We start from the raw sequence: 21,038 nt of genomic DNA on the forward strand, positions 1-21,038 counted from the left end.
CATTGAATTTGGCAAGTCAAAGTAGTAGCTTATATTGAGCATTCCATAGAAAAAGAAATTCAAAAACACTCCAATCCAAACAAGTATAATTTCATATTTGGGGAGGTGGTATTGAATATTGTCGTCTAAAAGATTTTTCATTAGTTTGCGTTCGCAATTAAATTAAAAATAAAACAAATATTATGCATGTTTTGTAGTGTCAAGACAGATGATAGGGTTTAGTCAATCTATCAGCTTGAAGAATTTAAGCCATTTCGTGCGCAATTTGTTCGGCATGAAACGCGCGGCAAAATATACCAATCTATGCCAAAATATTTTTTGTGGAACATATTTATTTAGTGCAAACAACATTCCATCGCTTCTTGCCGCGAGCATAAATTCTTCGCGCAAGGGATTGATTTTTTGCTCTCTTTTCGCGAGCGGATAATTCCTGCGTGTCGCGTTTTCCATCGGAAATTCTTTAAATATACCGAAATTTTTGAGCTTTTTTGCGATGTTGGCCGCTTTTTCGGTATTTACAAGCAAAAGGGAGCATCCATTTTTGTCTGTCAAAGTGTCGTCAAACTCTTGGATACCCCAAAAATCTGCAAGCGTGAAATCTGAAACTCTTTTTGAATCCACATATTTGCAATTATAGCATCCTTCTCTTTTGAAGAGCGATGAAACAAAACCTCTGAAAAGCAGGTCGAAAGATTCATGTTTGATTGTTCCATCTTGAAATCTTATTGCCGAGCACTGAGGTGATTTTTTTAGGTAATTTGAAATTTTTTCCCTAAATATGTATGAATTTATTTTTTTCCCATACTTTCTTTCCAAACAATGCAAATAATTCAAATTTAACTTTGAATTGCTAACTCCGTGGCAAGATACATCAATAGTCAAGAGGTTTTCATAATCTTTTTTCAGAAAGAGTTTTAATGCCGCAATTTGGCATGGGGTTCCCGTGAAAAGCACTTTTTTGCCCGCTTTTAGAAAGTCTCGCGCCTGAATGTAGGATTTCCCGACATCGCTTTGCAGATACTTCGATTTTCTGAAAGCGTCTATTTGTGAAATGTCTTCGATATAGTCGTGCCAAACTTTTGATTTACCGTCGTATTTTGCCCCGAAAACGGCATAATTTGCGTCGCAGAAGATTTTTGCTATTGCGGTAAACGCCCCTCCCGACGAGCTTTTTTTCAAATCATCCTTGTTTGCGTTTATAAATGCATTTGCGCTAAGTGGAATATTCTTTATTTTTTCGGAATTTTTTACGGATGCGGGGCATACGCTTTCGCAAATCTTGCAATCTATGCAATTTTCGGGGGCGAATTTCGGGTAGAAAAAGCCATCGATATCTTCGCTTTCTGAAAAGCATTTTTTGGGGCACGCTTGAATGCATGCGTAGCAGCCCGCGCAGTCTTTTAATTCTATGCCTGTTTTAAACATTTTTAATTCCAAGTGCGTTTTTCAAATATTTTTCTGACGAGGCAAGCTCCCTTGCGAGAAGGGCATCGGTTTGGGAATAGTCGGTTTCTTCCATATTTATGCCGTCTATGTCGTATATGATTTTGTTTTTTATGCCGAGCCTTGAATGCAGGTCGGGAGTGCGGGTATCTGTGGGGCTGTGTCTTATGAAGTAGCAGTCTTTTTTAAATATTGCCGAAAATGCCGCTCCGTGAAAAGAGCTTACAACCGAACGTTTTGCATGCCGTATTAGGTTTAAAAACTCTTTTGGACCTATCGATTTTACAACCTTGTCGTGTGGCAGAAGAAATGCCGTTTTTAAGTCGAAAACCACAAGCACGACGGGGAGGTTGAAAATTTTGCGCAAATGTCTTATGATGTTTTTTATGTTTTTGTCAGGATGAATTACGTAGGAGAATATGTAGTCGCCTTCAATGATTGGCTCTTCGCCCGCAATATCAGCCCACCAGTTTTTATCGTGCAGGAAAACCGGATCCAATACAGTTTGAACATCTCTTTTTAACAGGTTTTGCAGAAACTCCGCGCCCGCTTTTTCACGGCAGGAAAGGAAGTCGATATTGGATAGAAGCCCCTTCATGTATTCTTTTTTCTCGTACGAAATTTCACCGCTAAAACTGACGGAAGGGGCGTATGAAATCTTCGGGGAGTTTATATTTTTCGCAAAGTGCAGGGCTCTTGCAGGTACGAGATATTCGGGATGCCAAATGCAGTCACTGCCCGTAACATAAAAGTCGTATTTCGGCGGATTTTGTTCTATCGCTTCTTCGCCGACATACCTTTGCCTTGAAAAAATCCAGTCTTTTCTGAAATCGGCAAAGGAGTTTTTCATTTTATCATAATTTTTTGAATTGAAAAATGTTACGATGTTTCTTGCAATTCTTAAAGGAGCTTTTGCCTCGAATTTTACGGGGACGTATTTTCGGTTGTATATGTCGAGCAGGTCCTTTATCCAGTAGTCGATAATTTCGACATCAAATCCCAATTCTTGCAAATATTTAAACAGCGAATACGCCTGCAAATCCGAACCGAAGTTTATCAAATTGCTTTGGGTTATAAGTCCTATACGCTTTTTTGTATTTTCTTCGGGCATAAATGGATTTAGAAGAGGTTATGGAAACAGTCTAAAAAAAACGTTTAAAAGGCAAGTAAAAATCTAATTAGGAACTTCGTGTAAATATATTTTTGCGTTAATTGCGGCGTGTTCGTATAGGCGTTGTACAATATATAAAATCTACTTGACTTTGAAAGTCATTAAATAGATGTTTTTTACTGACTATAATGAAAATATTGATCTTAAACACAAAATCCGTAAATAACGGCATTTGGAAGTCTTATGTAGAAGGTTTTAATTCCGTATTTGAAAAAAATTTCTCTTTGGATTTTTTTAAAAACAAATACGAAAGCACTTCTGAGGGTACATCCTGGCATGCCTTTTATGTGGATGAAGAAAAGAATATCGTTGCGGGGGCTTGTTCCGCTTTGCCCGCAAATTTTTCCGCTGACGGCGAAAAAGTGAAGATGGCGGTTTTGGTTGATGCGTTTATCCTTAAAGATTACAGGAAAAATCCTTTTGTGCTTTCACAAATGTACGCTTCCTTGAAGGAGGCCATGATTAAGGAGAATGTATCCATGGTGGTTGCAGTTCCCAACGTGAACTCCTATTCATATTGGAAGAATATTGCAGGATTTAAAGATGCAGGAGATTTAAATTTTTGGATTTTGCCACTTAACATAGGTTCTGTTTTAGGCAAACATAAATGGCTTAACGCATTTTCCCGCGTTTTTTCCAAAGGCGCGATTTTAGTGTCGAAAATTATTGCGTGCGCAATCGACGCAGCGCAACCAAAATATAAATACGAGCCTCTGATTGACGATGAATTTCTTTCAAAGAGGCTTCCGCCAAGTGCATACAAGCGCGTTGCTTTCAAAGAGTACGAATTTTTCTATAAAATTGAAAATGAAGGCGGCATAAAAACCGCATATTTATTTTATGCCGCAAAAAATAAAATATTTAAGCACTCTGCGCTAAATTTCGCAGTCGGAGAAATTTCAAAATCCGAAAAACCGGATATTATTATTTATGTCGGCAAAATCGGCTTTGCGCGGACTTCGCTTTTTAAAGTTCCGAAAAAATTTGAACCAAAAAAATTGCCTTTAATTTTTGACGCAATCGGAGGAAATGGAAAATATGCCGATGCTTCAGACATAAATAATTGGGATTTCAGCCTCGTAAATTATGATGTCAGATAATTTAAACGTTTTGACTTTCGACATTGAAGAGTGGTTTCATCTTCTCGACTATGATGATACCCGCACGGAAGACAAATGGAGCAACTATGAAGTGCGCATTCATAAAAATGTTGATAGAATACTTGATATTTTGGAAGAATCAGGCGCAAAGGCGTCGTTTTTCATCATAGGCTGGATTGCCAAAAAGTATCCTGAGATAGTTAAAAAAATCTCCGAGAAATATCATGTCGGCACGCACACGATGAATCATCAGCTTGTTTGGCAGCAATCCAAGTCTGAATTTGAAAAAGACGTTGAATTTGGCATAAAAATTTTGGAAGACATTGCGGGAAAGCCCGTGAATGCTTTTCGCGCGCCCGGGTTTTCAATTAGGAATTCCGAAGCCTGGGCTTTTGATGTTCTGCAAAAATACGGCATAAAATACGATTGCTCCGTTTTCCCGTCAAAGCATGCGCATGGCGGCATGCCCGTGGAAGGGGTAGATAGGCCTTTTATCGTCAAAACGGAAAATGGAGAGATCAAAGAGTTCCCGGTTTCTGTAAAAAATGTTTTGGGGAAACGTTTAATTTTTTCAGGCGGCGGATATTTCAGGCTTTGCCCGTATTTCCTTGTTAGAAAGTGGGCAAGGCAGTCTGCTTACAACATGTCTTACATACATCCGCGCGACTTGGACGCAGGGCAACCCGTTTTAAAAGGATTAAGTCCCGTAAGGCGTTTTAAAAGCTATTGCGGTTTGTCAACGGCTGAAAGCAAGCTGCGCGCATTTGTGAAAGATTTTAACTTTACAGACATTCCGACTGCCGATGCAAAAATAAATTGGGCGTCCGCTTCTAAAATTTCTTTTTAATGCTTATGAAAATTTCTATTGTAACTGCCACTTTCAACAGCGCAAAAACTTTGCGCGACAATATTAAAAGCGTACTTTCGCAGACGCATCAAGATTTTGAGCATATCATTGTTGACGGTCTTTCCTCCGACGAGACAATGCAGATAGTAAAAGAGTGCGAGCCAATGTACAATGGCAGGCTAAGGTATGTCAGTGAAAAAGACACGGGAATTTATAATGCAATGAACAAGGGCATTAAAATGGCGACGGGAGACGCCGTGGGGCTTTTGAATTCCGATGATGTTTTTGGCGATTCTATGGCGTTAAAGGCAATTTCTGATGCTTTTGAAGAATCCAATGCCGATTGCGTATTTGGAAAGTTGTATATTGTGGATCAGATTGACACTTCAAAAGTCCTTAGAATCAGCAATTCAGGGCCGTACAAAGATGGTGCGTTTTTCAGGGGTTGGCATCCTGCCCATCCCACTTTTTATGTAAAAACAAATTGTTATAGAAATCTCGGCTACTACAATGAAGAGTTAAAGATTGCCGCTGACTTTGAGCTTATGTTGCGCTTCATAGAAAAGGAAAAGATTTCCACAAAATTCATCGACAAGGTTTTGACATTGCAAAGAGCGGGAGGGGTAAGCACAAAATTTTCAGGGCATATCAAAAGCAATTTGGAAATTATTCGTGCGTTTAAAATGAATGGAATGTCTATTCCCTTGACTTGTCTGCCGCGGAAAGTCATTCCGAAAGTTTTAAATGTATTGAAGTTAAAGTTGGGCATAAAATAGTTTTGAAATTTAAATAATTTTATTGTCTAAAAAATTTATAAAAAATAAAACTTTTCCCAAATATGCCTGATAACTCCAAAAGAATATTGCTTGTTTCCCCGTCTATTTCAGACCACCTTACGGATAAAATCGAAAAGGGGCTAAAAAGCGGCAGAAATGTTGCCGAAGTTTTGGTTGCAGGCGTTTCGCGAAAGGAATTGCCCGTATCTGAAAACAGGACCCTGTTGGGGAGCGTGGTTTCAGCTTCGTATTTTTCTCGTCTTGCGCTTTATCCCAAGATGTTTTTCAAAATCCGAAATATGATGAAAAATTGCGATGCGGTTTTTTCTTGGAGCGTTGACACTGCGTTTATCTCTTTTTTGGCGGCTAAATCTTTGCGCGGAAAGAAATTTATTTACGGATATAGCGATGTGCACCCTGTCGCTACAAGAAAAAGGGGAATTTTCCCTAAAATTGTGCGTTTCATCGAAAAAACGATTGCGAAAAATTCCGATATGGTTGTTTTCACAAGTCCGCTTTTCCGCACGGAATACTTTGGCAAAATGCTTGGGCTTGACGTAAAAAAATACGCTGTGATTGAAAACAAAATACACCGCGGTTATGCTGATTTCATTTTGAAAAATTACACTCCGAAGCCTGTACCAAGCGGAGATTTTGTATTCGGGTATTTCGGCGTGCTCATTTATATGGACGCTTTTTCTTTTATAAAGCAGGCGGCAAAATCGGGGATAAAAACTCTTGTAAGGGGGCTTATTGGAAGAGAGGGCAAGGAGGCGGAACTTGTATCATGCGTCACGAATTTGGTGTACGGCGGTAAATACAAAAACCCCGACGACATTCCGTCAATGTTTTCCCAAATCGACATTTCTTGGATGATACATTCGTTTGCGCCCGAAACAAATTTCGAGTGGCAGATGACTAACCGTTTTTACGAAGCTTTGATGATGGGTGTTCCCGTTGTCGTCCAGAAGGGAACTGCGCACGAAGATTTTGTCTTGCGGCATGATATCGGGATTAGCATCGATATTTACTCTCCTGAAAAATCCATTGAAAAACTGAAAAAAATCACGGTGCAGGACTTGGAAAGATGGCGTGATAATTTGAAAAATCTCGACAAGTCCCACTATCTTTTAGGAGACGGCGAATACGCCGATATGTTGGACAAGGTATGGTAATTTTTATTTTTCCGAAATTAGCGCGCGGAAAAACTTTTCGACAAATTCGCTTTCGGGGGGCATTTGAACTGCGATTGAATTTAAAATGCGCAGTTTTTGATGTTTGTTTTCTGACAATCCTGCAAGTTTTAGCGCAAGGTCAATGTCATTTGTATCCGTGAAAAATATGGCGGCATTTTTTAAGTAGCCGAGCTTTGAGCCTTGCATAAGTTTCAGTGTTTCGGGCGAAATGCAGATATTCTTATAGGCATTAACTAAATCTTCTTTTTCGCATATAAAAGCTATGTCAGCTACAAGGGGCAGGTTGAAATATTTGTAATCTCCGGTTATTCCGTTGTATTCGGAATTTGTGAGGGCATATGTCATTTGTTTGCCCATTTCAATGGGAGGTTTGGGATTTCCCCGAAACATTTCAAGCCGTACTTCCACCGCTCTGAACGACCAGTCATAACGGTTATTTTTCCAACTGTATTCTCTAAATTTTTTATCTCTTAAAAATTTAAAAAGCGCGGTGTAGTAATGAGGGTTTCTTTGGCAATGCTTTAATGATTCGAAAAAATCTTTGGGACGCTTTGCGTCGAGGGCGAGTTTTGAAATTTCAATGCAGGTCAATGTCAAGTCTTCCGATTTTGGCAGCTCTTTTAGAATTTTGAAGGCATCATTTGCGTATGTTGAGGCATCTTTTGGTTTTGACTTCAACGACATGTTGTAAAGTGCCACTGCTTTTAAAAACGGGTTTTTTAAAGAATTTATTTGGCTTTCATATTTTATTTTCAAAAGACCCGCGGCAAAATCAGGCTCGTTTGAAATATCGAAAATCAGTCTTCTTGCATTGTATTCTTCAAAGTCGAAATTCTTGCCGCAGGTTTTTATGAAGTCGGCTGCGGATTTTTCCCCTTCATTTTGCAATTTATAAAGCGCGATGTGCGCGTTTGCCTTGTTTAAAAACGGCTTAAATTTGACTTCGCTTGAAATTTTTTCAGCCAAATCAAGACATCCCGCATCTGCTGCTTTTGTCGCGAATTTTGCCGCCACATAATCCCAGTTTATTTTATGCTCCAAAAACGGGAAAAGCCCGAATGCCGCCGCAAGCGCAAGCGCGAAAACAGCAAAGATAATTGAAGCGATTTTTTTAGGCTTCATCTTTTGCCTCCTTTAAAATGCTTGCTGAAAGCGTCATTATAAGCGCGTAAAAAACCATTGTTGAGGGTATTTGCAAAAATATGTCAAACATCGAATGAAAAGTGGAGACGATAAGCCCCATAAGGCATATAATGTTTGCCGTCTGCAAAATTTTGCGCCTTGCAAAAAGCCTTTTTGCCCATAAGAAAAACACTGCAAATATTGCGGCAATTCCCGCAATGCCGTATTCGCAGGCGTAGTTTAAAATCGAATTGTGGGCGGAATTTAAGAATAGATTTCCGAATGTTTTTTTCATTTCCACTTTTGACGCCGAATAGCCGAAAGAATCCGCCCCGCTTCCGAAAATCGGAGCTTTCAAAAATACGTCTTTTGCGACATATGCAAGTTCGGCGCGCCCGATTACGGAAGCCTTTTTTGTCGGGCTTAAACTTTCATAACTGCTTTTTGCCACATTGAAGGTGGGGAAGGCGGATATGATAATTATGGCAAAAATCGCGGAAAGCGTTTTTGCATTTCCTATTCTCTTTTTTAGAAAAACAAAGATTGCAAACAAAATCAGCAGTGCGGAAAAAATCAAAACCGACATTTTGCTTCCCACGCTTGTAGAAATAAAGATTGCGGCAGTTTGCGGAATTGCGGGGAAAATCCATAAGAATGAGATCATCTTTTTCTTAAAGCTTTTTGCTGTGTCAAAATCTAAGCAAAAAGAGGCGGCTGTTGCGCAAAGCCCCAGAAATATTGCGGCGCACGTTGCGTTTGAATAGTAGTAAGGCCCGTAAAATTGAGAGTCAGTCGAAAAGAAAAAATATACGGCTTGCGCGTTTAGAATTTTTTGCGCGATTGTAAAAATCGACATTGCGGCAATGTTAAGCGCGAAAAATTTTAGCAGGAATTTGCAAAATTTTGCGTTTTTTGAGTGAAAAAACAATGCACTTGCAAAAAAGTAGGCGGTAAGCAACTCCGCGACTGCCTTTGCGCTGCCGTAAACTTCCGCGTCAGCCTTAATTCCGCTCGGAATCCATTTTATATATTCGATACTTCTTGCGTGCAAATATCCGTCGGCGTCGTATGCGATGGTGTGGGGATTTAAAACTTGAATTATTCCAAGCAAAACCAAAATTCCCCCGCCAAGCAGAAACGGATTTTTTGCTATGTCGGAAAGTTTTGAATTTTCTTTGAAGCCCCAATTTAAAATCGAGAAAACAAAGGCGAGCGCGGAAATACCAAGCATCACAGAACCCGCCAAGGGACGCGTTCCCGATGTTGACCAGACCGCAAAAAACACTGCGGACAAAATTGAAATTTGCGCAAATCTCTGTATTGAAAATTTATTCAACTTTTTTGGATACCGAATTTACAATGTCGCCGACATTTTTCCATTCGAATATTTCTTCTGATTTAAACTTTATGCCGAAAGATTTTTCAAGAGAGAGTATAATTTGCACAAGCGCGAAAGAATCCCAGCCTTCGACTGTTTCAGGGCTTGATTCTTTTGTGATGGCGATATTTTCGTCATCTAATATTTCAGCAAATACGGTTTGTATTTTAGATAAAATTTCTGTTTCTGTCATGATTTATTATGTTGTTAAATTGAAAGAATGTCGCCTTGTTTTTCTTCGACGAGCTCAACCAAGCATCTTTCGGCGTTCATTGCCCATGCTATTTTTCTGCCGTTAAAGGCAGTTGCAGGGACGGGCTCGCAAATAATGAAGAACCCGTTTTCGCGCAAGTTTGCAAGGTCGGCTGAAATGTCGGAAGTTTGGAAGCAAAGATGATGCTGTTTTGCGCCGTTTTTAACAAATTTTGAAAGGGGACTGCTTTCTGAGTTGCCTTGCACAAGCTCTATGTAGGAATTTGTCCCGTCGATTTTAAAAAACTGCACGATTGCCCGCTGGACTTTATCTTCTATTTTTTCTGATATGGCTTTATAGCCGAGCGGCTTGCAATAGCTATTTGCAGTCGCATCGATATCGGAAGTCGCAATTCCTATGTGGTGCAGTTTCATTCTTTTTCTATGAAAGTTTTAAATGTTTTGGCTTTATCCGCGTCTAAGATATAGCTCTTTTTGCCATCAGTTGAGTTTGTAAGATTAAAACCGAGTTCTTCGTAGAAATTTTCCGTTATTTTATTTTTTGCGGTGGGGATATATTCTGCGGAAATTTTCTTGAAGCCCGCTTGTTTTGCAAATTCCAAAATTTGGTTGAAGGAGAAAAATTCAAGCCCCCTTTGGAATGCGCGGCACGACATTGCCCATGTATCGATAAAAATTTCGCTTTCTGAAATTTTCTTCAATATTATGACGGCGACAATTCCGCTTGAGCCGATGTTGTCGGTTAAAGATATTGCGAATGTCTTGAAGCCGTCGTCGCTTGCAAAATTTAAGACGTCGTTTAGGCTGTGGCGTATGGTGCGCAAATTAAACTGGTTTGTGCGCGAGAGCAACTGCGCAACTCTCGGAGAATTGAAATTGTTGAAGTTTTCAACTTTACCGCGCATTTCAAGGCTTTTTAAGAAGTCGTCTTGGCTGTCGAAATTGGTGCGCATTTCCTTGCGCAGGCTTTCGTTTTTGTAAAACAACGCGCGCTCTGCGTCTGCTTCCGAAAAGTTTGCGGTTTCAAAAATATTTTGGCTTGCCAAAAAGTCTAAATATAAAGCGGGGTCGGGAGGCAGTTCGGGAACGCATACCATGGGCAAATCATTGCGCACTTGCGCGCGTTCAGACGGGGAATCGTCCAAAAAGACGATGCTGTCTAATCCTATGTTAAGCTCTTTTGCTATATCTGCAATGTTTTGGCTTTTGGGCTTCCAATTCGCGTAAAATGCCGAAAAATCTTCAAGTTTAAGCTCCATCTCGGGATGGTTTAAAAACGGGGCTTTTGCGTTTTCGAGTTCATTTTTTGAGCATACTGCCAAAATTATGCCGCGCTCTTTGAGCTTTTTGCACCAAAGCTGAATGTTGGTAAAAACTTTACCGATGCCAAGTCCGTGCCCGATTTGCAAATTTTCGACGCCGTCGTCTCCTACAATTCCGCCCCACAGTGTATTGTCGAGATCAAGCACGAGGCATTTTTTTGCAATGCCGATTGTAGCTTTTATTATCGCAAACACTCTTTCCGCGACATCGGGCAGGGCGTCAGGCGAAATATCGATTTCGGCATTCGCGTATAAAGACGGGCTGAAAGTCGAAACTATTTTTTGTTGGAGAAGGGCAATGTCGCAAACATAAAAATTCGGCGTTTCCTGCGCGAGTTTTGCAAGCGACAAATTCAGCTTGCGTACTTGGTTTATGAAAGACGCCTCTACCTTGTTCGCGTACGAGCCGAATATTCCGTCGTCAATTTCAAGATAGTTTAGGCAAATGATTTTTTGTTTCGGGAAATTTTCGCAGGCGGTTTTTAAAAATTTCACCCTTTCTTCCGCCAGATTTTTTTGCGAATTGAAGTCAAGGCGCAAATGCTTTTCAAGGAGTTTTCTCGACGACTGGTAAACAATTATAAAATCCGCTCCAAATTCATTCAATGCAGAGTTTTGAGATGAAAGCAAGTTTTCAACTTGGTTAAAGTCTGCCTCAAACAATTCCAAATCAAAGCCGAATTTCACGGCAGTACCTTTTAATGCCGCCGCCATGAATTGGGTGGCTGTATCTCCAAGCAGGGCGGCTTTTAATTTTATGCCGCCGTTTACGGGCTTTTTGGAAAGCTTTTTTAATTCATTAAAAGTCATAATTTTATTAAAAAAATCAATAAAAGACCTTATTAAACTGCATAGAAATTACAATATTAAAATCGAGCATTCTCTATTTTTAAGAGAGCCTCTTTTATTTGTGTTCCCGAAGCGTATCCGTAAAGTTTCCCGTTTGAGCCGACAACCCTGTGGCAGGGAATGATTATCGCGATTGGGTTTTTGTTGTTTGCCATTCCGACAGCCCGCACTGCTTTTGAGTTCCCGCACGCTATTGCGATGTCCTTGTATGTCGCCGTTTTGCCGTACGGAATTTTTAAGAGATTTTTCCACACGCTTTTTTGAAAGGGCGTGCCTTTCGGATTTATCGGCACGGTAAATTTTTGCCTTTTGCCGTCTAAATATTGGAAAAGCTCCTCAAAGGCTTTTTCAATGGTTTCGCTCTTTTGTACGGCGGGCGCGACAAAATCTTTCGGGCAGAAAGACAGCCTTGTGATGAAGCCGTTTTCTTCTTCTATTATGATTTTTCCCAAAATTGTGTCGCGTGCGGATTTCATATGAATGTCAATTATTTATAAAATTGCAGAAATTCTTTGTTTTGTCCAAACTAAATTTTGCCGCCGCGCCCGTTTTATTCTTTTAATGCTAAAATTTTTGAAAAAATAGGCTTGCGCCAACTGCCTTTTGGGTACTTTATTTAAAACTTTTTTATAGAAAGTATTTTTGGCATAAATATGGACTGGATTCAAAATTTGTTTTTCGGAACGGGAATTGCGCACAGCGTGGCAGTTTTGGCGCTTGTCATCTTTTTGGGCGTCGCGCTGGGAAAGTTTAAAGTGGGGGGGATTTCTCTCGGGGTTACGATGGCTTTGTTTGTGGGCATAGTCGCGAGCCATTTCGGAATGCGCATAGAGCACAATGTTTTGAATTTTGCCAAGGAATTCGGTTTGATATTGTTTGTTTTTGCGATAGGTTTGCAGGTTGGTCCGAGCTTTTTCTCGTCTTTTAAAGAGGGCGGGCTGAAAATGAACGCTGTTGCGGTTTTTCTTGTCGCAATGGGCGTTTTGACTTGCATTGCGCTAAAATTCATTACGGGGCTTCCCATTGAAACAATGGTCGGCATTATGTCCGGCGCGGTTACAAACACTCCGGGGCTTGGCGCCGCAACGCAGACTTTCGCAGAGCTTAATCCGCAGGGCAATCCGTCCGCCATATCGATGGGCTATGCGGTTGCCTATCCGCTTGGCGTAATGGGCGTTATAGGCTCTCTTCTTCTCATAAAATTCATTTTTAAAATCAACATCGAAAAAGAAAACGCAAGCCTTGCGAAAAGCTCTCAGGACGCCGTTGACGCCCAGAGAATTTCATTGGTCGTCAAAAATCCCGCAATCGACGGGAAGCACATACACGAACTCCGCGATTTGATTTCAAAGAACTTTGTAATATCGCGAATTTGCGGCGCGGACGGGGAAATTGTCGTGCCGAGCCCCGATTCTGTTTTGACTTTGAACGACAAGATTTTGGTTATCACCGCAAAGCGAGACGTAAAGGCGGTAGAGGCGTTTATCGGCGAAAAAATAGACATGTCATGGGACAGGCTGAAAGCCTACATGGCGGCGCGCCGAATTATGGTCACGAACGCTTCCGTAAACGGAAAAACTTTGTACAGGCTCGGCTTGTACGACGGCTTGGGCTTTAATATTACAAGGGTAAACCGCGCGGGCATCGACCTTGTCGCGCACCGCGATTTAAGCCTTCAAATAGGCGACCGCGTGACTATTGTCGGCAGTGAATCGGCAATCAACAACATTGAAAAAAAATTGGGCAATTCCATGACAAATCTCCGCCATCCGAACATTGTCCCGATTTTTTTGGGGATTTTCCTCGGAGTTTTTGTCGGCTCGATTCCGTTCCACTTCCCGGGCATTCCCCAGGCTGTCAAGCTGGGCTTGGCGGGCGGGCCATTGGTTGTCGCCATTTTGCTTGGAAGGTTTGGCTACAAGCTAAATCTTGCCACATACACCACCGTCAGCGCAAATTTGATGATAAGGGAATTTGGCATTGCTCTCTTTTTGGCGGGTGTCGGTCTCGGCGCAGGCGAAGGATTTTTGGACACTGTCTTGAACGGCGGCTACAAGTGGATTGCCTATGGCGCGATGATTACCGTTATCCCCGTAATGACGGCGGCATTTTTGGGCAGGCTGTTTTTCAGGCTCGATTATTTCACTTTGATGGGCGTGATTTCAGGTTCTACGACAAATCCTCCCGCGCTTGCCTACTCAAACGCGGCGTCTCCCAACGACTTGCCCGCCGTCGGCTATTCAACGGTATATCCGCTTTCGATGTTTTTGAGGGTGTTGTCCGCCCAGCTCTTAATCATATTCTTTTTATAATCGCGGCAATCTTTTAATCCAATTTTATATTTGACAATAATTGGGAATGTAGGATTATGTTTATTTTCTTTTTAGTGAGCAATTATCGGAAAATATGCTAAATTTTTCAGAACAATGTATGGACATGGCCCGCGCTATTTTGGGCCGCAACTTGGAATCCGTCAATGAAGACGGCACAATATCTCCCCTCGACGGGGAAACTTCGTCCCCCGATGAACAGGGGCATGCGGCTTTCGCCCTCGGCGAATTTTACAGGGCTACGGGCGAAACCAATTTTAACGGCTTTGATATTGTTGATCTCGCCTCCCGCTGCATTACTTCCCAGGCGTTTTCCGATTCCGACGCCGAAAACGGCATAGGCTACTCCGCGCTCGGTCTTCTTTCTTTCGGGCCCGCCAAAGACCGCAATCCTGTCTGGGAAAAGCTTTCGGAAGAAACTCGCAAGGTTTTGGACCGCCAGCTTTTGGCGCGTACCGACTACGAAAATTCCTACCAGATTTTCAACATCGCAAAGGCGGTTGCCCGCTTTTCGATGGGGCTTAGCAAAAAGGACGAAACGGGCAAGCTGATTGACAGGTTTTTGGAGCGCATACAGGCGACTTCTTCCGCAAACTATTTTGACGACAAGGTTGAAGACCGAATTACAGGCGTTTTCGACTTGGCAGGAATATCGTCTTTTGTGTTTATCCGCCAGGCTTTACAGCTCCATGCAAACATACATTTGCGCGACCGTAAAATTCCGTCTTTGCGCACTTTCGCCGAAAAATACTTAAAGCTTCTTCCCGACATTGTGAGAGCCGACGGGCTTGGTTGGGCGTTCGGCAGGGGGCTTGGAGCGTACAGCCAGATGTACTGCATTTCGATGATTTTGCAGGCAATGCGCGACGGCTGGATTGCGGAAGAAAAAATGGCGGACTACATGGATATTCTCCGCCGCCTCTTCCAGTTCTTCTTCATGACCTACCTCGACCAGGAAAACGGCTATATGGTCGTCCGCGACGCGGAGCGCACTTCCGATTCCTCTTCAACCAGAATGGTTAATTTTGACGCCGCACGCTACTTGTGCCAGTGGTCGCGCCTTGCAAAATGCGTTGCGCGCCCGTTGCAGGTAAAGCCCCGCTTGGTAAAGAGCTTCGGAAAATATGTTTCTTTTGACTCATCGCAGAAAAAAGAGCAGGGCATATTCATTTACCACAATGCAGAAAGCGGAATGCATTTGCATCTCCCGCTGATTTCTCCGGGAGTTTCAAACACCTCTTCATCGCTTGCGTTCCCTCACATGACGGGCATTTTCGACTGGCCCGCCGACCGTTATATGCCGATTCTTGTTCCCGAACTCGTTTTTGACGGCAAAAAGACTGTACCTTCTTATTACGGCAAGCGTTGCACAACGGGCATCGGATTGCGCAATTCGTACTTTTTCAGATACGAACAGCCGGAGCTTATTTCTTCCGACGGCGAAATTTTAAACGGCATCGGCTCTTGCAAGGTCAACTGGACTTTTTCGGGCGACAAAATAACTGCCGACTTCATCTATTCCGTAAAACAGCAAGTCAAGCTTGATTCAATGCGTTTTGTGGTCGCCATTGCTTCTCCGCACAGCGAATACCATGTCCCCACAACCTACGCAATCGGCGAAAACGGCTTGGGCATAGGTGTTGAAAAAGACGATTTCCAGGCGGAATGGATAGACACGCAGGTGGTGACGGAAGATCCCGCATACCGTACTTTCTGGGGCAATATCCACTATCTGCAAATTCTTGAAAGGAAGCATCCGATGGTTATGCGTCCAGGAATGCAGTATCGTTTGACTGTTTCTTTCCAGCCTGACATAACGTTTGCCGAAGCATAATTATTTTGCGTGAAATTGCGGCTTATACTCCGCTTCACTAAAAAAACTGCAATAGTCACGTACGTTTATGTACACTCCTACTGCAATTTTTTTCGGAATGCTCGTCTGACCCCTGATTTGATGCAAAATAATAAATAAAAGAGGCGTGAAATTATGTTTCTCCGCTTCACTAAAAAAACTGCAATAGTCACGTACGTTTATGTACGCTCCTATCGCAGTTTTTTTGTAAATGCTCGTCTAAGCCGCAATTTGACGCAAAATATTTAGAGTTGTAGACGTTAAATTTGGTTTGTGTTTCGCTTCATAAAATAATTGTCGTAGATTTGTAATGTGTACTTTTACGGCAGTTTTTTGTTTCTTGTCGAATCTGTAACTTGCCGTAGAATTGCAAGTGGCAGGAGAAAATTAGATGGTATGTTTCATTGTTTAGGCAGTTAAAATACTTTCTCTTTTAGTTTAAGAATGTAGGCGATTTCTGAAAAAACAGTATTTTTTGTTCTCATAAAAATCGTTTTGAAGTTGCCGATATAAAAATAGTCTCGACAAGGCGCGTTTTTAGACGCATAAAAATTACCTTTTAAAATAATCGGTTTTCGCGTGAATAAAAAAAGCGGCGGTTTTAAGATGATGAAAGACAAAAAAGACAATTCGATAAACCTTGTGTCTCCGAAAGATTTTTACGGCGTCGCCGCAAATTGCGGCAGTTCGTCCCTGCCCGACATGCAAAACGCGGATTCTTCGCAAATAAAGGGCGCGAATGTTCCCATTATGCAGGTCGGAATGCACAACTTCAAGCTTCCCCTGAAATTCATTTCAAAAGACTGCGAAGTGCGCGAGCTTCAAGCTTCGGTGACGGGCACTGTTTCGCTCGCCTCAAATTCAAAGGGCATAAACATGTCGCGCATAATGCGCACGTTTTACGATTTTAAGGAAAGGGTGTTTTCGCCCGAAATATTGTCGGAGATTTTGCGCGCGATGAAAAAGCAGGTTTCAACTTCCCGCGCGGGCATAAAGATTTCTTTTCAATACCCGATGAAGCAGAAGAGCCTGCGCAGCGGTCTTGAAGGTTGGCAGTACTACGACTGCGCATACGAGGCGCGTCTGGACGATCTGGACAGGCTTCGCAGGCTGGTGCACTTTGATTTTGTGTACTCCTCCGCCTGCCCATGCTCGGCTGAACTAAGCGAGCATGCGCGCATAAACCGCGACATTTACTGCGTGCCGCATTCCCAGCGTTCAAAGGTCAGGGTAAGCGTCGAGCTTGCGAAGGGCGAAACGCTTTTTATTGAGGACTTGCACGCGCACTGCCTAAACGCCCTTAAAACCGAAACACAGGTGATGGTAAAGCGCGAGGACGAGCAGGCGTTTGCGGAGCTTAACGGAGCTTATGTAAAATTTGTGGAAGACGCCGCCCGCTTGATTTACGCGGAGCTTGACAAAGATTCGCGCATAGCCGATTTTGAGGCGGCTTGCATACACTTGGAAAGCTTGCATTCGCACAATGCAGTGAGCGTAATTTGCAAGGGCAAGCCGGGCGGCTTTAACGCCTCTTTTAACGATTTTAGCTCTCTGGTTTGCTGAAATTTAAATAATAAAAAAACCTTTATCTTTCGATAAAGGTTTTTTTGTGCCCAATCGGATTTCCTATATTTCACGCATTGTCTGGTCGTAGAAATAAAGAATGTCTTTTTTGTTTTCGCTGTCTTGATGCGCCATTGCCGAGCGCGGGTGGCGGTTCAAAAGCCCTGTGAGCATGTAGGGATAGTCGAAGCCCCAGCCGAGCTTTTCGCGCAGAGGTTCGATGTCGTTTTGTATGCATTCGAGAACGGGGCGGAGCATATACTTTGGGTTATGCAAAAATCCGATTAAAAGTTCCAGAGGGCAGTTGCCTGCGCCGCGTCCCAATCCCGCCATTGTGGCGTCAAGCATGTTTATGCCCTTTGTTATGGCTTCGATGGTGTTTGCGAAAGCAAGCTGCATGTTGTTGTGGGCGTGAATGCCGACTTCCTTGCCCGCGGCTCTTGCGTACTTTAAATACTTGCGCGCCATGTAGCCGATTTGTTCGGTGTAAAGCGAGCCGAAGCTGTCCACTAAGTAAATTGTGCCGACGGGAGACTGGGAGAGCATTTCCAAGGCTTCGTCCAATTCCTGCTCGCGTACGGTTGAAATCGCCATGATGTTTACGGTTGTTTCATAGCCCTTGTCTGTCGCGTCTTTAATCATGTCGATTGCAAGGGGAAGCTGGTGAATATATGTCGCCACCCTTATCATGTCGAGGGGGCTTTTTTCCTTGGGGAGAATGTCGGTTTTGTAGTCGCTTTTTTCGGCGTCTGCCATTGCGCAGAGCTTCAAGTCCGACTTGTTGTCTCCTACAATTCTGCGCACATCGTCTTCGTCGCAGGAACGCCATGCGCCGTATTTGTTGGGAGCGAAAATCTTTTTGCTGTTTTTGTAGCCGATTTCCATATAGTCTATGCCCGCCGCCGTGCATGCGTCATAGACTGCCCTTACGGTTTTGTCTTCAAAATTGCTGTCGTTCATCAGACCGCCGTCGCGTATGGTGCAGTCGAGAACTTTTATCTCTTTGCGGTAGCCTATCCATCTTCCCGCGGAGTTTTGAGGTTTTTCTTTTGTTTTTGCGCTCATAATAAAAGATTGTAAGGTTATAATGAAAATTTATTCCGCCTTCTTTTTCAACAAAAAAATAAATGCTCCCATGCCTTAAAATCCCTTGCATTTTTTTGCTCAAAAGTTTTTATGGGAAAAATGCATGTCAATTTGCTTCCAATACATATTTTTATAAGCATCACGTTTTTTACCGCGGGAGCGTTTATGTATTTTTTGCCGCGAAATCCGATTTTCGGGATGAGGTCGAAATACACCGTTGCGAGCAACGCCCTTTGGTCGAAATACAATAAAATAAGTGGGGCGGCTATATCAGGATTGGGTGCGCTGATGTTTGCGTGTGCGGCAAACGGGTGGCCGCTTGATTCTGAATGGGTTGTTTTTTCTTTGGCGGCGGGGATTGCCGCGCTGTTTTTTTTCAGCAAGAGGGATTATGAAAAGGCAAAGTCGAAAGGCTTGACGGATTTTGACTCTGATGTTCCCCAAAGCGGACAGCCCAAAACTAAACTTTCTCAAAAGGTCGGCGGCTTGACATTCTCAAAAGAAAATGGTGTGAACGTGTTTTACTGCCTTTTTTGCGCATTCTTGATTTTTGTGTTTTACGCATGGTTTAGGCATGTTTCGGGCTTTATGCCGCAAAAGGTTGTAAGCCATGTAAATTCTTCAGGAGTTGCGGACGGGGTGGTTTCAAGCGGCGACTTGTTTTTCGTGCTAAACACTTTGTTTGGTGTGGTCTTGGTTTTTGCGGTTCTTGTGGGAACGGTTTTTGCAAAATTTTTTAAGGGGAGGGCAACTGCGCCGTTTTCGCTTAAAACCGCGCCGATTTGCACGGCGGTTGCGGTTGCGACTCTTTGTTGCGGTTTGATAGCCCAGATAAACTATTTGATTTGCGCCGTAAGTTTGCCTTCGTTCGATTTGAAAGATTTTTCGCTTTGCATATTTTTGGCGTACTGCGCAAGCTTCGGGGCAATCGCGATTTTGATTGCGGCAAGCGAACGCGGCAAAAGAATCGGCTCAATCCCAAAAAACGAAAAGAGCAGGAAAAAGAGGAGGCGTTAGCTTAAAACAATTCCGCCTGTTTTGGCTTTGGAGTTTCGTCTCTTAGCTTTTTTAAAAAGCTTGGGCGATGCACTTGGCTTGCGCCGTAAATTAAAATGTTTTGCAAGTGTAGCGGCGTTCCGTATCCCTTGTGGATTTCAAACCCGTAGCGCGGATATTTAAGCGCGAGTTTTTCCATCATTTCGTCTCTTGTTACTTTCGCGACGATGGATGCAGCGGCTATTGCAAGGCTTGAAGCGTCTCCCTTTACGATTGCAAAGTGCCTGTACGGAAAATTTTTAAGCTTTATTCCGTCTATTAAAACTTCCGCCCTGCTCAAATCCGAGCCTCCCTCTCCGAAGAGTGTTGCGGGCATCGAGGAGTTTGCAAGTGAAAGATTGCCGCGCACGTTCACTGCGTCGAGCGCGCGACGCATTGCGATTTTGGTTGCGCCCAAAATATTGAATTTTTCGATTTCCTCAACCGTTGCAATTCCCGCTTCAAAGTCCAATACGCCGTTTTGCTTTAAATGGGAAAGCTTTTTAAAAAGCTCTTTTCGGGTTTCTTCCGAAAGCTTTTTTGAATCGTTTAGCTTTTCGAGCGATTTAAGAAGGGAATTGTCTTCGTAAAACTTGTCGCTTATTGAGACTGCCGCCGCAACGACATCACCGGCAAGCGCGCCTCTTCCCGCCTCGTCAACGCCCACTATGAAGCGTTTTGAGCGCATGTACGGCTTGTCGAATTCGGCGAGAACTCCAATCATTTTTCAGCCTCTTTCAGGGCTTCCTGCGCGGTTTTAAAGTGCATTTTCGCAAATTTTGGCAGGGCTTCTTTGCCGAACTTTTTTACGATTGCGACAGCCTGTTCCTTTGTCTTTGAGCTTGCGCCCTTCATCAAATCTTCTCCAAATTCCGCTGAAAGCTTGCGCATTGCAAATATGTAGGTTGCCCTCGCGATTATTGAGGCGGCGGCGACAACGGGGTCTTCTTCCGCCTTTGTCTGCATTTTAAGCTCAAAATTTTTTACGGAATCCGCTTTTAGCTGCTTTTGCACTAAGGGCTGTTTTGTGAACTGGTCGAGCATTCCCCATGGCACTTGGCGTTCTAAAAGCGCGTTTTCGATTGCCTTTGCGTGCATCCAGGCGAGCATTTTGTTGAGATTTCCAAATCTTCTGTAAAGCTCGTTATATTTTTCCATGTTCGCGTAGCTGACCTTGACGGCGACGCCTTTTGTGTCGCGAATTTTTTTTGCCATTGCAAGGGCTGCCTTGTCGCTTGAAACTTTTTTCGATTCTTTCAGTCCGTCTTCCTGCCATTTTCTGACGGCTTCCGCATCGGCGATGACGCATGCCGAAACCAAAGGCCCGAAGAGGTCGCCCTTGCCGCTTTCGTCAATGCCTGCATGGGCTTCGTACCATTCGGGGTGGCGTTCTTCTTCGTATCCGAATTCCGCCGCTTGGAAAATTTCGGGTTCGAGGACGAACATTACAAAGTCTTCGGTTCCTTTCCCTTGCACGACAAGTTTTCCCGAATTGTACGCCACCACATTTGTGTCGCGGTTTTTGTAGGCGAATTTTGCGTAGTTTACCTTGTACGGAGCCCATAGGTGCGAGTTGAGCCACTCTTCGAGCTTTTTCATTTGAGAAGGGTCGATAGGGTGGGTGTAGAGCGTCTTTTTTTTAGGCTCCAGCTCGGCGGCGAGGTCGGCGTAAGTTTTGGGTCTTTTCATAATAAAAAATTGTGCTTAAAATAAAAAAAGCGCACGTTGCCATTATTGGATAAACGCGCGCTTCTT

General features: G+C 43.1%; 19 protein-coding genes. 8 read left to right on the forward strand and 11 right to left on the reverse strand.

Translation table 11 applies throughout. The features are described from left to right. Positions 1-222: 222 nt before the first annotated feature. Together MOX91_RS00890 and MOX91_RS00895 are read right to left on the reverse strand one after the other, a co-directional pair. The gene (locus MOX91_RS00890; RefSeq protein ID WP_370396189.1) at positions 223-1,425 is read right to left on the reverse strand and encodes a Coenzyme F420 hydrogenase/dehydrogenase, beta subunit C-terminal domain; all 1,203 of its coding nucleotides are present in this window, start codon (positions 1,423-1,425) and stop codon (positions 223-225) included. Further along, the gene (locus MOX91_RS00895; protein WP_370396190.1) at positions 1,418-2,554 is read right to left on the reverse strand and encodes a polysaccharide pyruvyl transferase family protein; all 1,137 of its coding nucleotides are present in this window, start codon (positions 2,552-2,554) and stop codon (positions 1,418-1,420) included. Before MOX91_RS00895 ends, MOX91_RS00890 begins: the two co-directional genes overlap by 8 nt. 188 nt (positions 2,555-2,742) lie before the next feature. On the opposite strand from MOX91_RS00895, the gene MOX91_RS00900 reads away from it, so the two are divergent. From MOX91_RS00900 to MOX91_RS00915, 4 genes are all read left to right on the forward strand, one after another. After that, positions 2,743-3,714 (forward strand): hypothetical protein, encoded by a 972-nt coding sequence (locus tag MOX91_RS00900; RefSeq protein WP_370396191.1) that lies wholly within the window; start codon positions 2,743-2,745, stop codon positions 3,712-3,714. Then, positions 3,704-4,561 carry a polysaccharide deacetylase family protein gene (locus MOX91_RS00905; RefSeq protein ID WP_370396192.1) on the forward strand — a complete coding sequence of 286 codons (858 nt, stop codon included), beginning with the start codon at positions 3,704-3,706 and terminating at the stop codon, positions 4,559-4,561. The genes MOX91_RS00900 and MOX91_RS00905 overlap by 11 nt, the downstream gene beginning before the upstream one ends. Before the next feature lie 5 nt (positions 4,562-4,566). Next, complete coding sequence (locus MOX91_RS00910; protein ID WP_370396193.1) at positions 4,567-5,337, forward strand: glycosyltransferase family 2 protein; 771 nt, start codon at positions 4,567-4,569, stop codon at positions 5,335-5,337. 62 nt (positions 5,338-5,399) lie between these two features. Further along, the gene (locus tag MOX91_RS00915) at positions 5,400-6,512 is read left to right on the forward strand and encodes a glycosyltransferase (RefSeq protein WP_370396194.1); all 1,113 of its coding nucleotides are present in this window, start codon (positions 5,400-5,402) and stop codon (positions 6,510-6,512) included. 3 nt (positions 6,513-6,515) lie between these two features. Here MOX91_RS00915 and MOX91_RS00920 read toward each other — a convergent pair whose 3' ends face one another. Genes MOX91_RS00920 through MOX91_RS00945 form a run of 6 tightly spaced genes read right to left on the reverse strand, consistent with a single transcriptional unit; the run spans position 6,516 to position 11,893 of the window. Then, a complete protein-coding gene (locus MOX91_RS00920; protein ID WP_370396195.1) occupies positions 6,516-7,655 on the reverse strand; it encodes a hypothetical protein in 1,140 nt (379 codons plus the stop codon). After that, positions 7,645-8,991: an O-antigen ligase family protein gene (locus MOX91_RS00925; protein WP_370396196.1), complete on the reverse strand. Its 1,347-nt coding sequence runs from the start codon at positions 8,989-8,991 to the stop codon at positions 7,645-7,647. The genes MOX91_RS00920 and MOX91_RS00925 overlap by 11 nt, the downstream gene beginning before the upstream one ends. After that, positions 8,984-9,226, reverse strand: a complete 243-nt coding sequence (locus tag MOX91_RS00930) for an acyl carrier protein (protein WP_370396197.1) — start codon at positions 9,224-9,226, stop codon at positions 8,984-8,986. Before MOX91_RS00930 ends, MOX91_RS00925 begins: the two co-directional genes overlap by 8 nt. A 14-nt stretch (positions 9,227-9,240) precedes the next feature. After that, positions 9,241-9,660: a VOC family protein gene (locus tag MOX91_RS00935; protein WP_370396198.1), complete on the reverse strand. Its 420-nt coding sequence runs from the start codon at positions 9,658-9,660 to the stop codon at positions 9,241-9,243. Further along, entirely contained in the window at positions 9,657-11,378 is a 1,722-nt protein-coding gene (locus tag MOX91_RS00940) for an HAD-IIIC family phosphatase (RefSeq protein ID WP_370396199.1), read from the reverse strand. The genes MOX91_RS00935 and MOX91_RS00940 overlap by 4 nt, the downstream gene beginning before the upstream one ends. A 56-nt stretch (positions 11,379-11,434) precedes the next feature. Beyond that, positions 11,435-11,893: a methylated-DNA--[protein]-cysteine S-methyltransferase gene (locus tag MOX91_RS00945; RefSeq protein WP_370396200.1), complete on the reverse strand. Its 459-nt coding sequence runs from the start codon at positions 11,891-11,893 to the stop codon at positions 11,435-11,437. A gap of 177 nt (positions 11,894-12,070) precedes the next feature. Between MOX91_RS00945 and MOX91_RS00950 the strand changes: the two genes are divergently transcribed. The 3 genes from MOX91_RS00950 to folE2 all read left to right on the forward strand — a co-directional run bounded on the left by MOX91_RS00950 (position 12,071) and on the right by folE2 (position 17,162). Next, on the forward strand, positions 12,071-13,729 hold the full coding sequence (locus tag MOX91_RS00950) for a putative transporter (RefSeq protein ID WP_370396201.1): 1,659 nt from the start codon (positions 12,071-12,073) through the stop codon (positions 13,727-13,729). A 118-nt stretch (positions 13,730-13,847) separates the two neighbouring features. After that, positions 13,848-15,581, forward strand: a complete 1,734-nt coding sequence (locus MOX91_RS00955) for a hypothetical protein (protein WP_370396202.1) — start codon at positions 13,848-13,850, stop codon at positions 15,579-15,581. Between the two features lie 624 nt (positions 15,582-16,205). Beyond that, the gene (gene folE2 / locus MOX91_RS00960; RefSeq protein WP_370396203.1) at positions 16,206-17,162 is read left to right on the forward strand and encodes a GTP cyclohydrolase FolE2; all 957 of its coding nucleotides are present in this window, start codon (positions 16,206-16,208) and stop codon (positions 17,160-17,162) included. Positions 17,163-17,225: 63 nt separating this feature from the next. On the opposite strand, the gene MOX91_RS00965 is transcribed toward folE2, so the two are convergent. Then, positions 17,226-18,227, reverse strand: coding sequence for an aldolase catalytic domain-containing protein (locus tag MOX91_RS00965; RefSeq protein WP_370396204.1), 1,002 nt, complete (start codon positions 18,225-18,227; stop codon positions 17,226-17,228). 111 nt (positions 18,228-18,338) lie between these two features. Between MOX91_RS00965 and MOX91_RS00970 the strand changes: the two genes are divergently transcribed. After that, entirely contained in the window at positions 18,339-19,265 is a 927-nt protein-coding gene (locus MOX91_RS00970; RefSeq protein ID WP_370396205.1) for an SdpI family protein, read from the forward strand. Between the two features lies 1 nt (position 19,266). Here MOX91_RS00970 and rnhB read toward each other — a convergent pair whose 3' ends face one another. Next, positions 19,267-20,007, reverse strand: a complete 741-nt coding sequence (rnhB, locus tag MOX91_RS00975) for a ribonuclease HII (RefSeq protein ID WP_370396206.1) — start codon at positions 20,005-20,007, stop codon at positions 19,267-19,269. Beyond that, entirely contained in the window at positions 20,004-20,972 is a 969-nt protein-coding gene (gene rnhC, locus MOX91_RS00980) for a ribonuclease HIII (protein WP_370396207.1), read from the reverse strand. Before rnhC ends, rnhB begins: the two co-directional genes overlap by 4 nt. Positions 20,973-21,038 lie beyond the last annotated feature (66 nt).

Source organism: Intestinicryptomonas porci (genome assembly GCF_033971905.1).
In the GTDB taxonomy this organism is placed as follows: Bacteria; Verrucomicrobiota; Verrucomicrobiia; order Opitutales; family Intestinicryptomonadaceae; genus Intestinicryptomonas; species Intestinicryptomonas porci.

Excerpts from the sequence above, each read along its gene's own strand:
- MOX91_RS00890 (WP_370396189.1), bottom strand. The coding sequence starts at position 1,425 with ATGTTTAAAACAGGCATAGAATTAAAAGACTGCGCGGGCTGCTACGCA.
- MOX91_RS00895 (WP_370396190.1), bottom strand. The coding sequence starts at position 2,554 with ATGCCCGAAGAAAATACAAAAAAGCGTATAGGACTTATAACCCAAAGC.
- MOX91_RS00900 (WP_370396191.1), top strand. The coding sequence starts at position 2,743 with ATGAAAATATTGATCTTAAACACAAAATCCGTAAATAACGGCATTTGG.
- MOX91_RS00905 (WP_370396192.1), top strand. The coding sequence starts at position 3,704 with ATGTCAGATAATTTAAACGTTTTGACTTTCGACATTGAAGAGTGGTTT.
- MOX91_RS00910 (WP_370396193.1), top strand. The coding sequence starts at position 4,567 with ATGAAAATTTCTATTGTAACTGCCACTTTCAACAGCGCAAAAACTTTG.
- MOX91_RS00915 (WP_370396194.1), top strand. The coding sequence starts at position 5,400 with ATGCCTGATAACTCCAAAAGAATATTGCTTGTTTCCCCGTCTATTTCA.
- MOX91_RS00920 (WP_370396195.1), bottom strand. The coding sequence starts at position 7,655 with ATGAAGCCTAAAAAAATCGCTTCAATTATCTTTGCTGTTTTCGCGCTT.
- MOX91_RS00930 (WP_370396197.1), bottom strand. The coding sequence starts at position 9,226 with ATGACAGAAACAGAAATTTTATCTAAAATACAAACCGTATTTGCTGAA.
- MOX91_RS00935 (WP_370396198.1), bottom strand. The coding sequence starts at position 9,660 with ATGAAACTGCACCACATAGGAATTGCGACTTCCGATATCGATGCGACT.
- MOX91_RS00940 (WP_370396199.1), bottom strand. The coding sequence starts at position 11,378 with ATGACTTTTAATGAATTAAAAAAGCTTTCCAAAAAGCCCGTAAACGGC.
- MOX91_RS00945 (WP_370396200.1), bottom strand. The coding sequence starts at position 11,893 with ATGAAATCCGCACGCGACACAATTTTGGGAAAAATCATAATAGAAGAA.
- MOX91_RS00950 (WP_370396201.1), top strand. The coding sequence starts at position 12,071 with ATGGACTGGATTCAAAATTTGTTTTTCGGAACGGGAATTGCGCACAGC.
- MOX91_RS00955 (WP_370396202.1), top strand. The coding sequence starts at position 13,848 with ATGGACATGGCCCGCGCTATTTTGGGCCGCAACTTGGAATCCGTCAAT.
- folE2 (WP_370396203.1), top strand. The coding sequence starts at position 16,206 with ATGATGAAAGACAAAAAAGACAATTCGATAAACCTTGTGTCTCCGAAA.
- MOX91_RS00965 (WP_370396204.1), bottom strand. The coding sequence starts at position 18,227 with ATGAGCGCAAAAACAAAAGAAAAACCTCAAAACTCCGCGGGAAGATGG.
- MOX91_RS00970 (WP_370396205.1), top strand. The coding sequence starts at position 18,339 with ATGGGAAAAATGCATGTCAATTTGCTTCCAATACATATTTTTATAAGC.
- rnhB (WP_370396206.1), bottom strand. The coding sequence starts at position 20,007 with ATGATTGGAGTTCTCGCCGAATTCGACAAGCCGTACATGCGCTCAAAA.
- rnhC (WP_370396207.1), bottom strand. The coding sequence starts at position 20,972 with ATGAAAAGACCCAAAACTTACGCCGACCTCGCCGCCGAGCTGGAGCCT.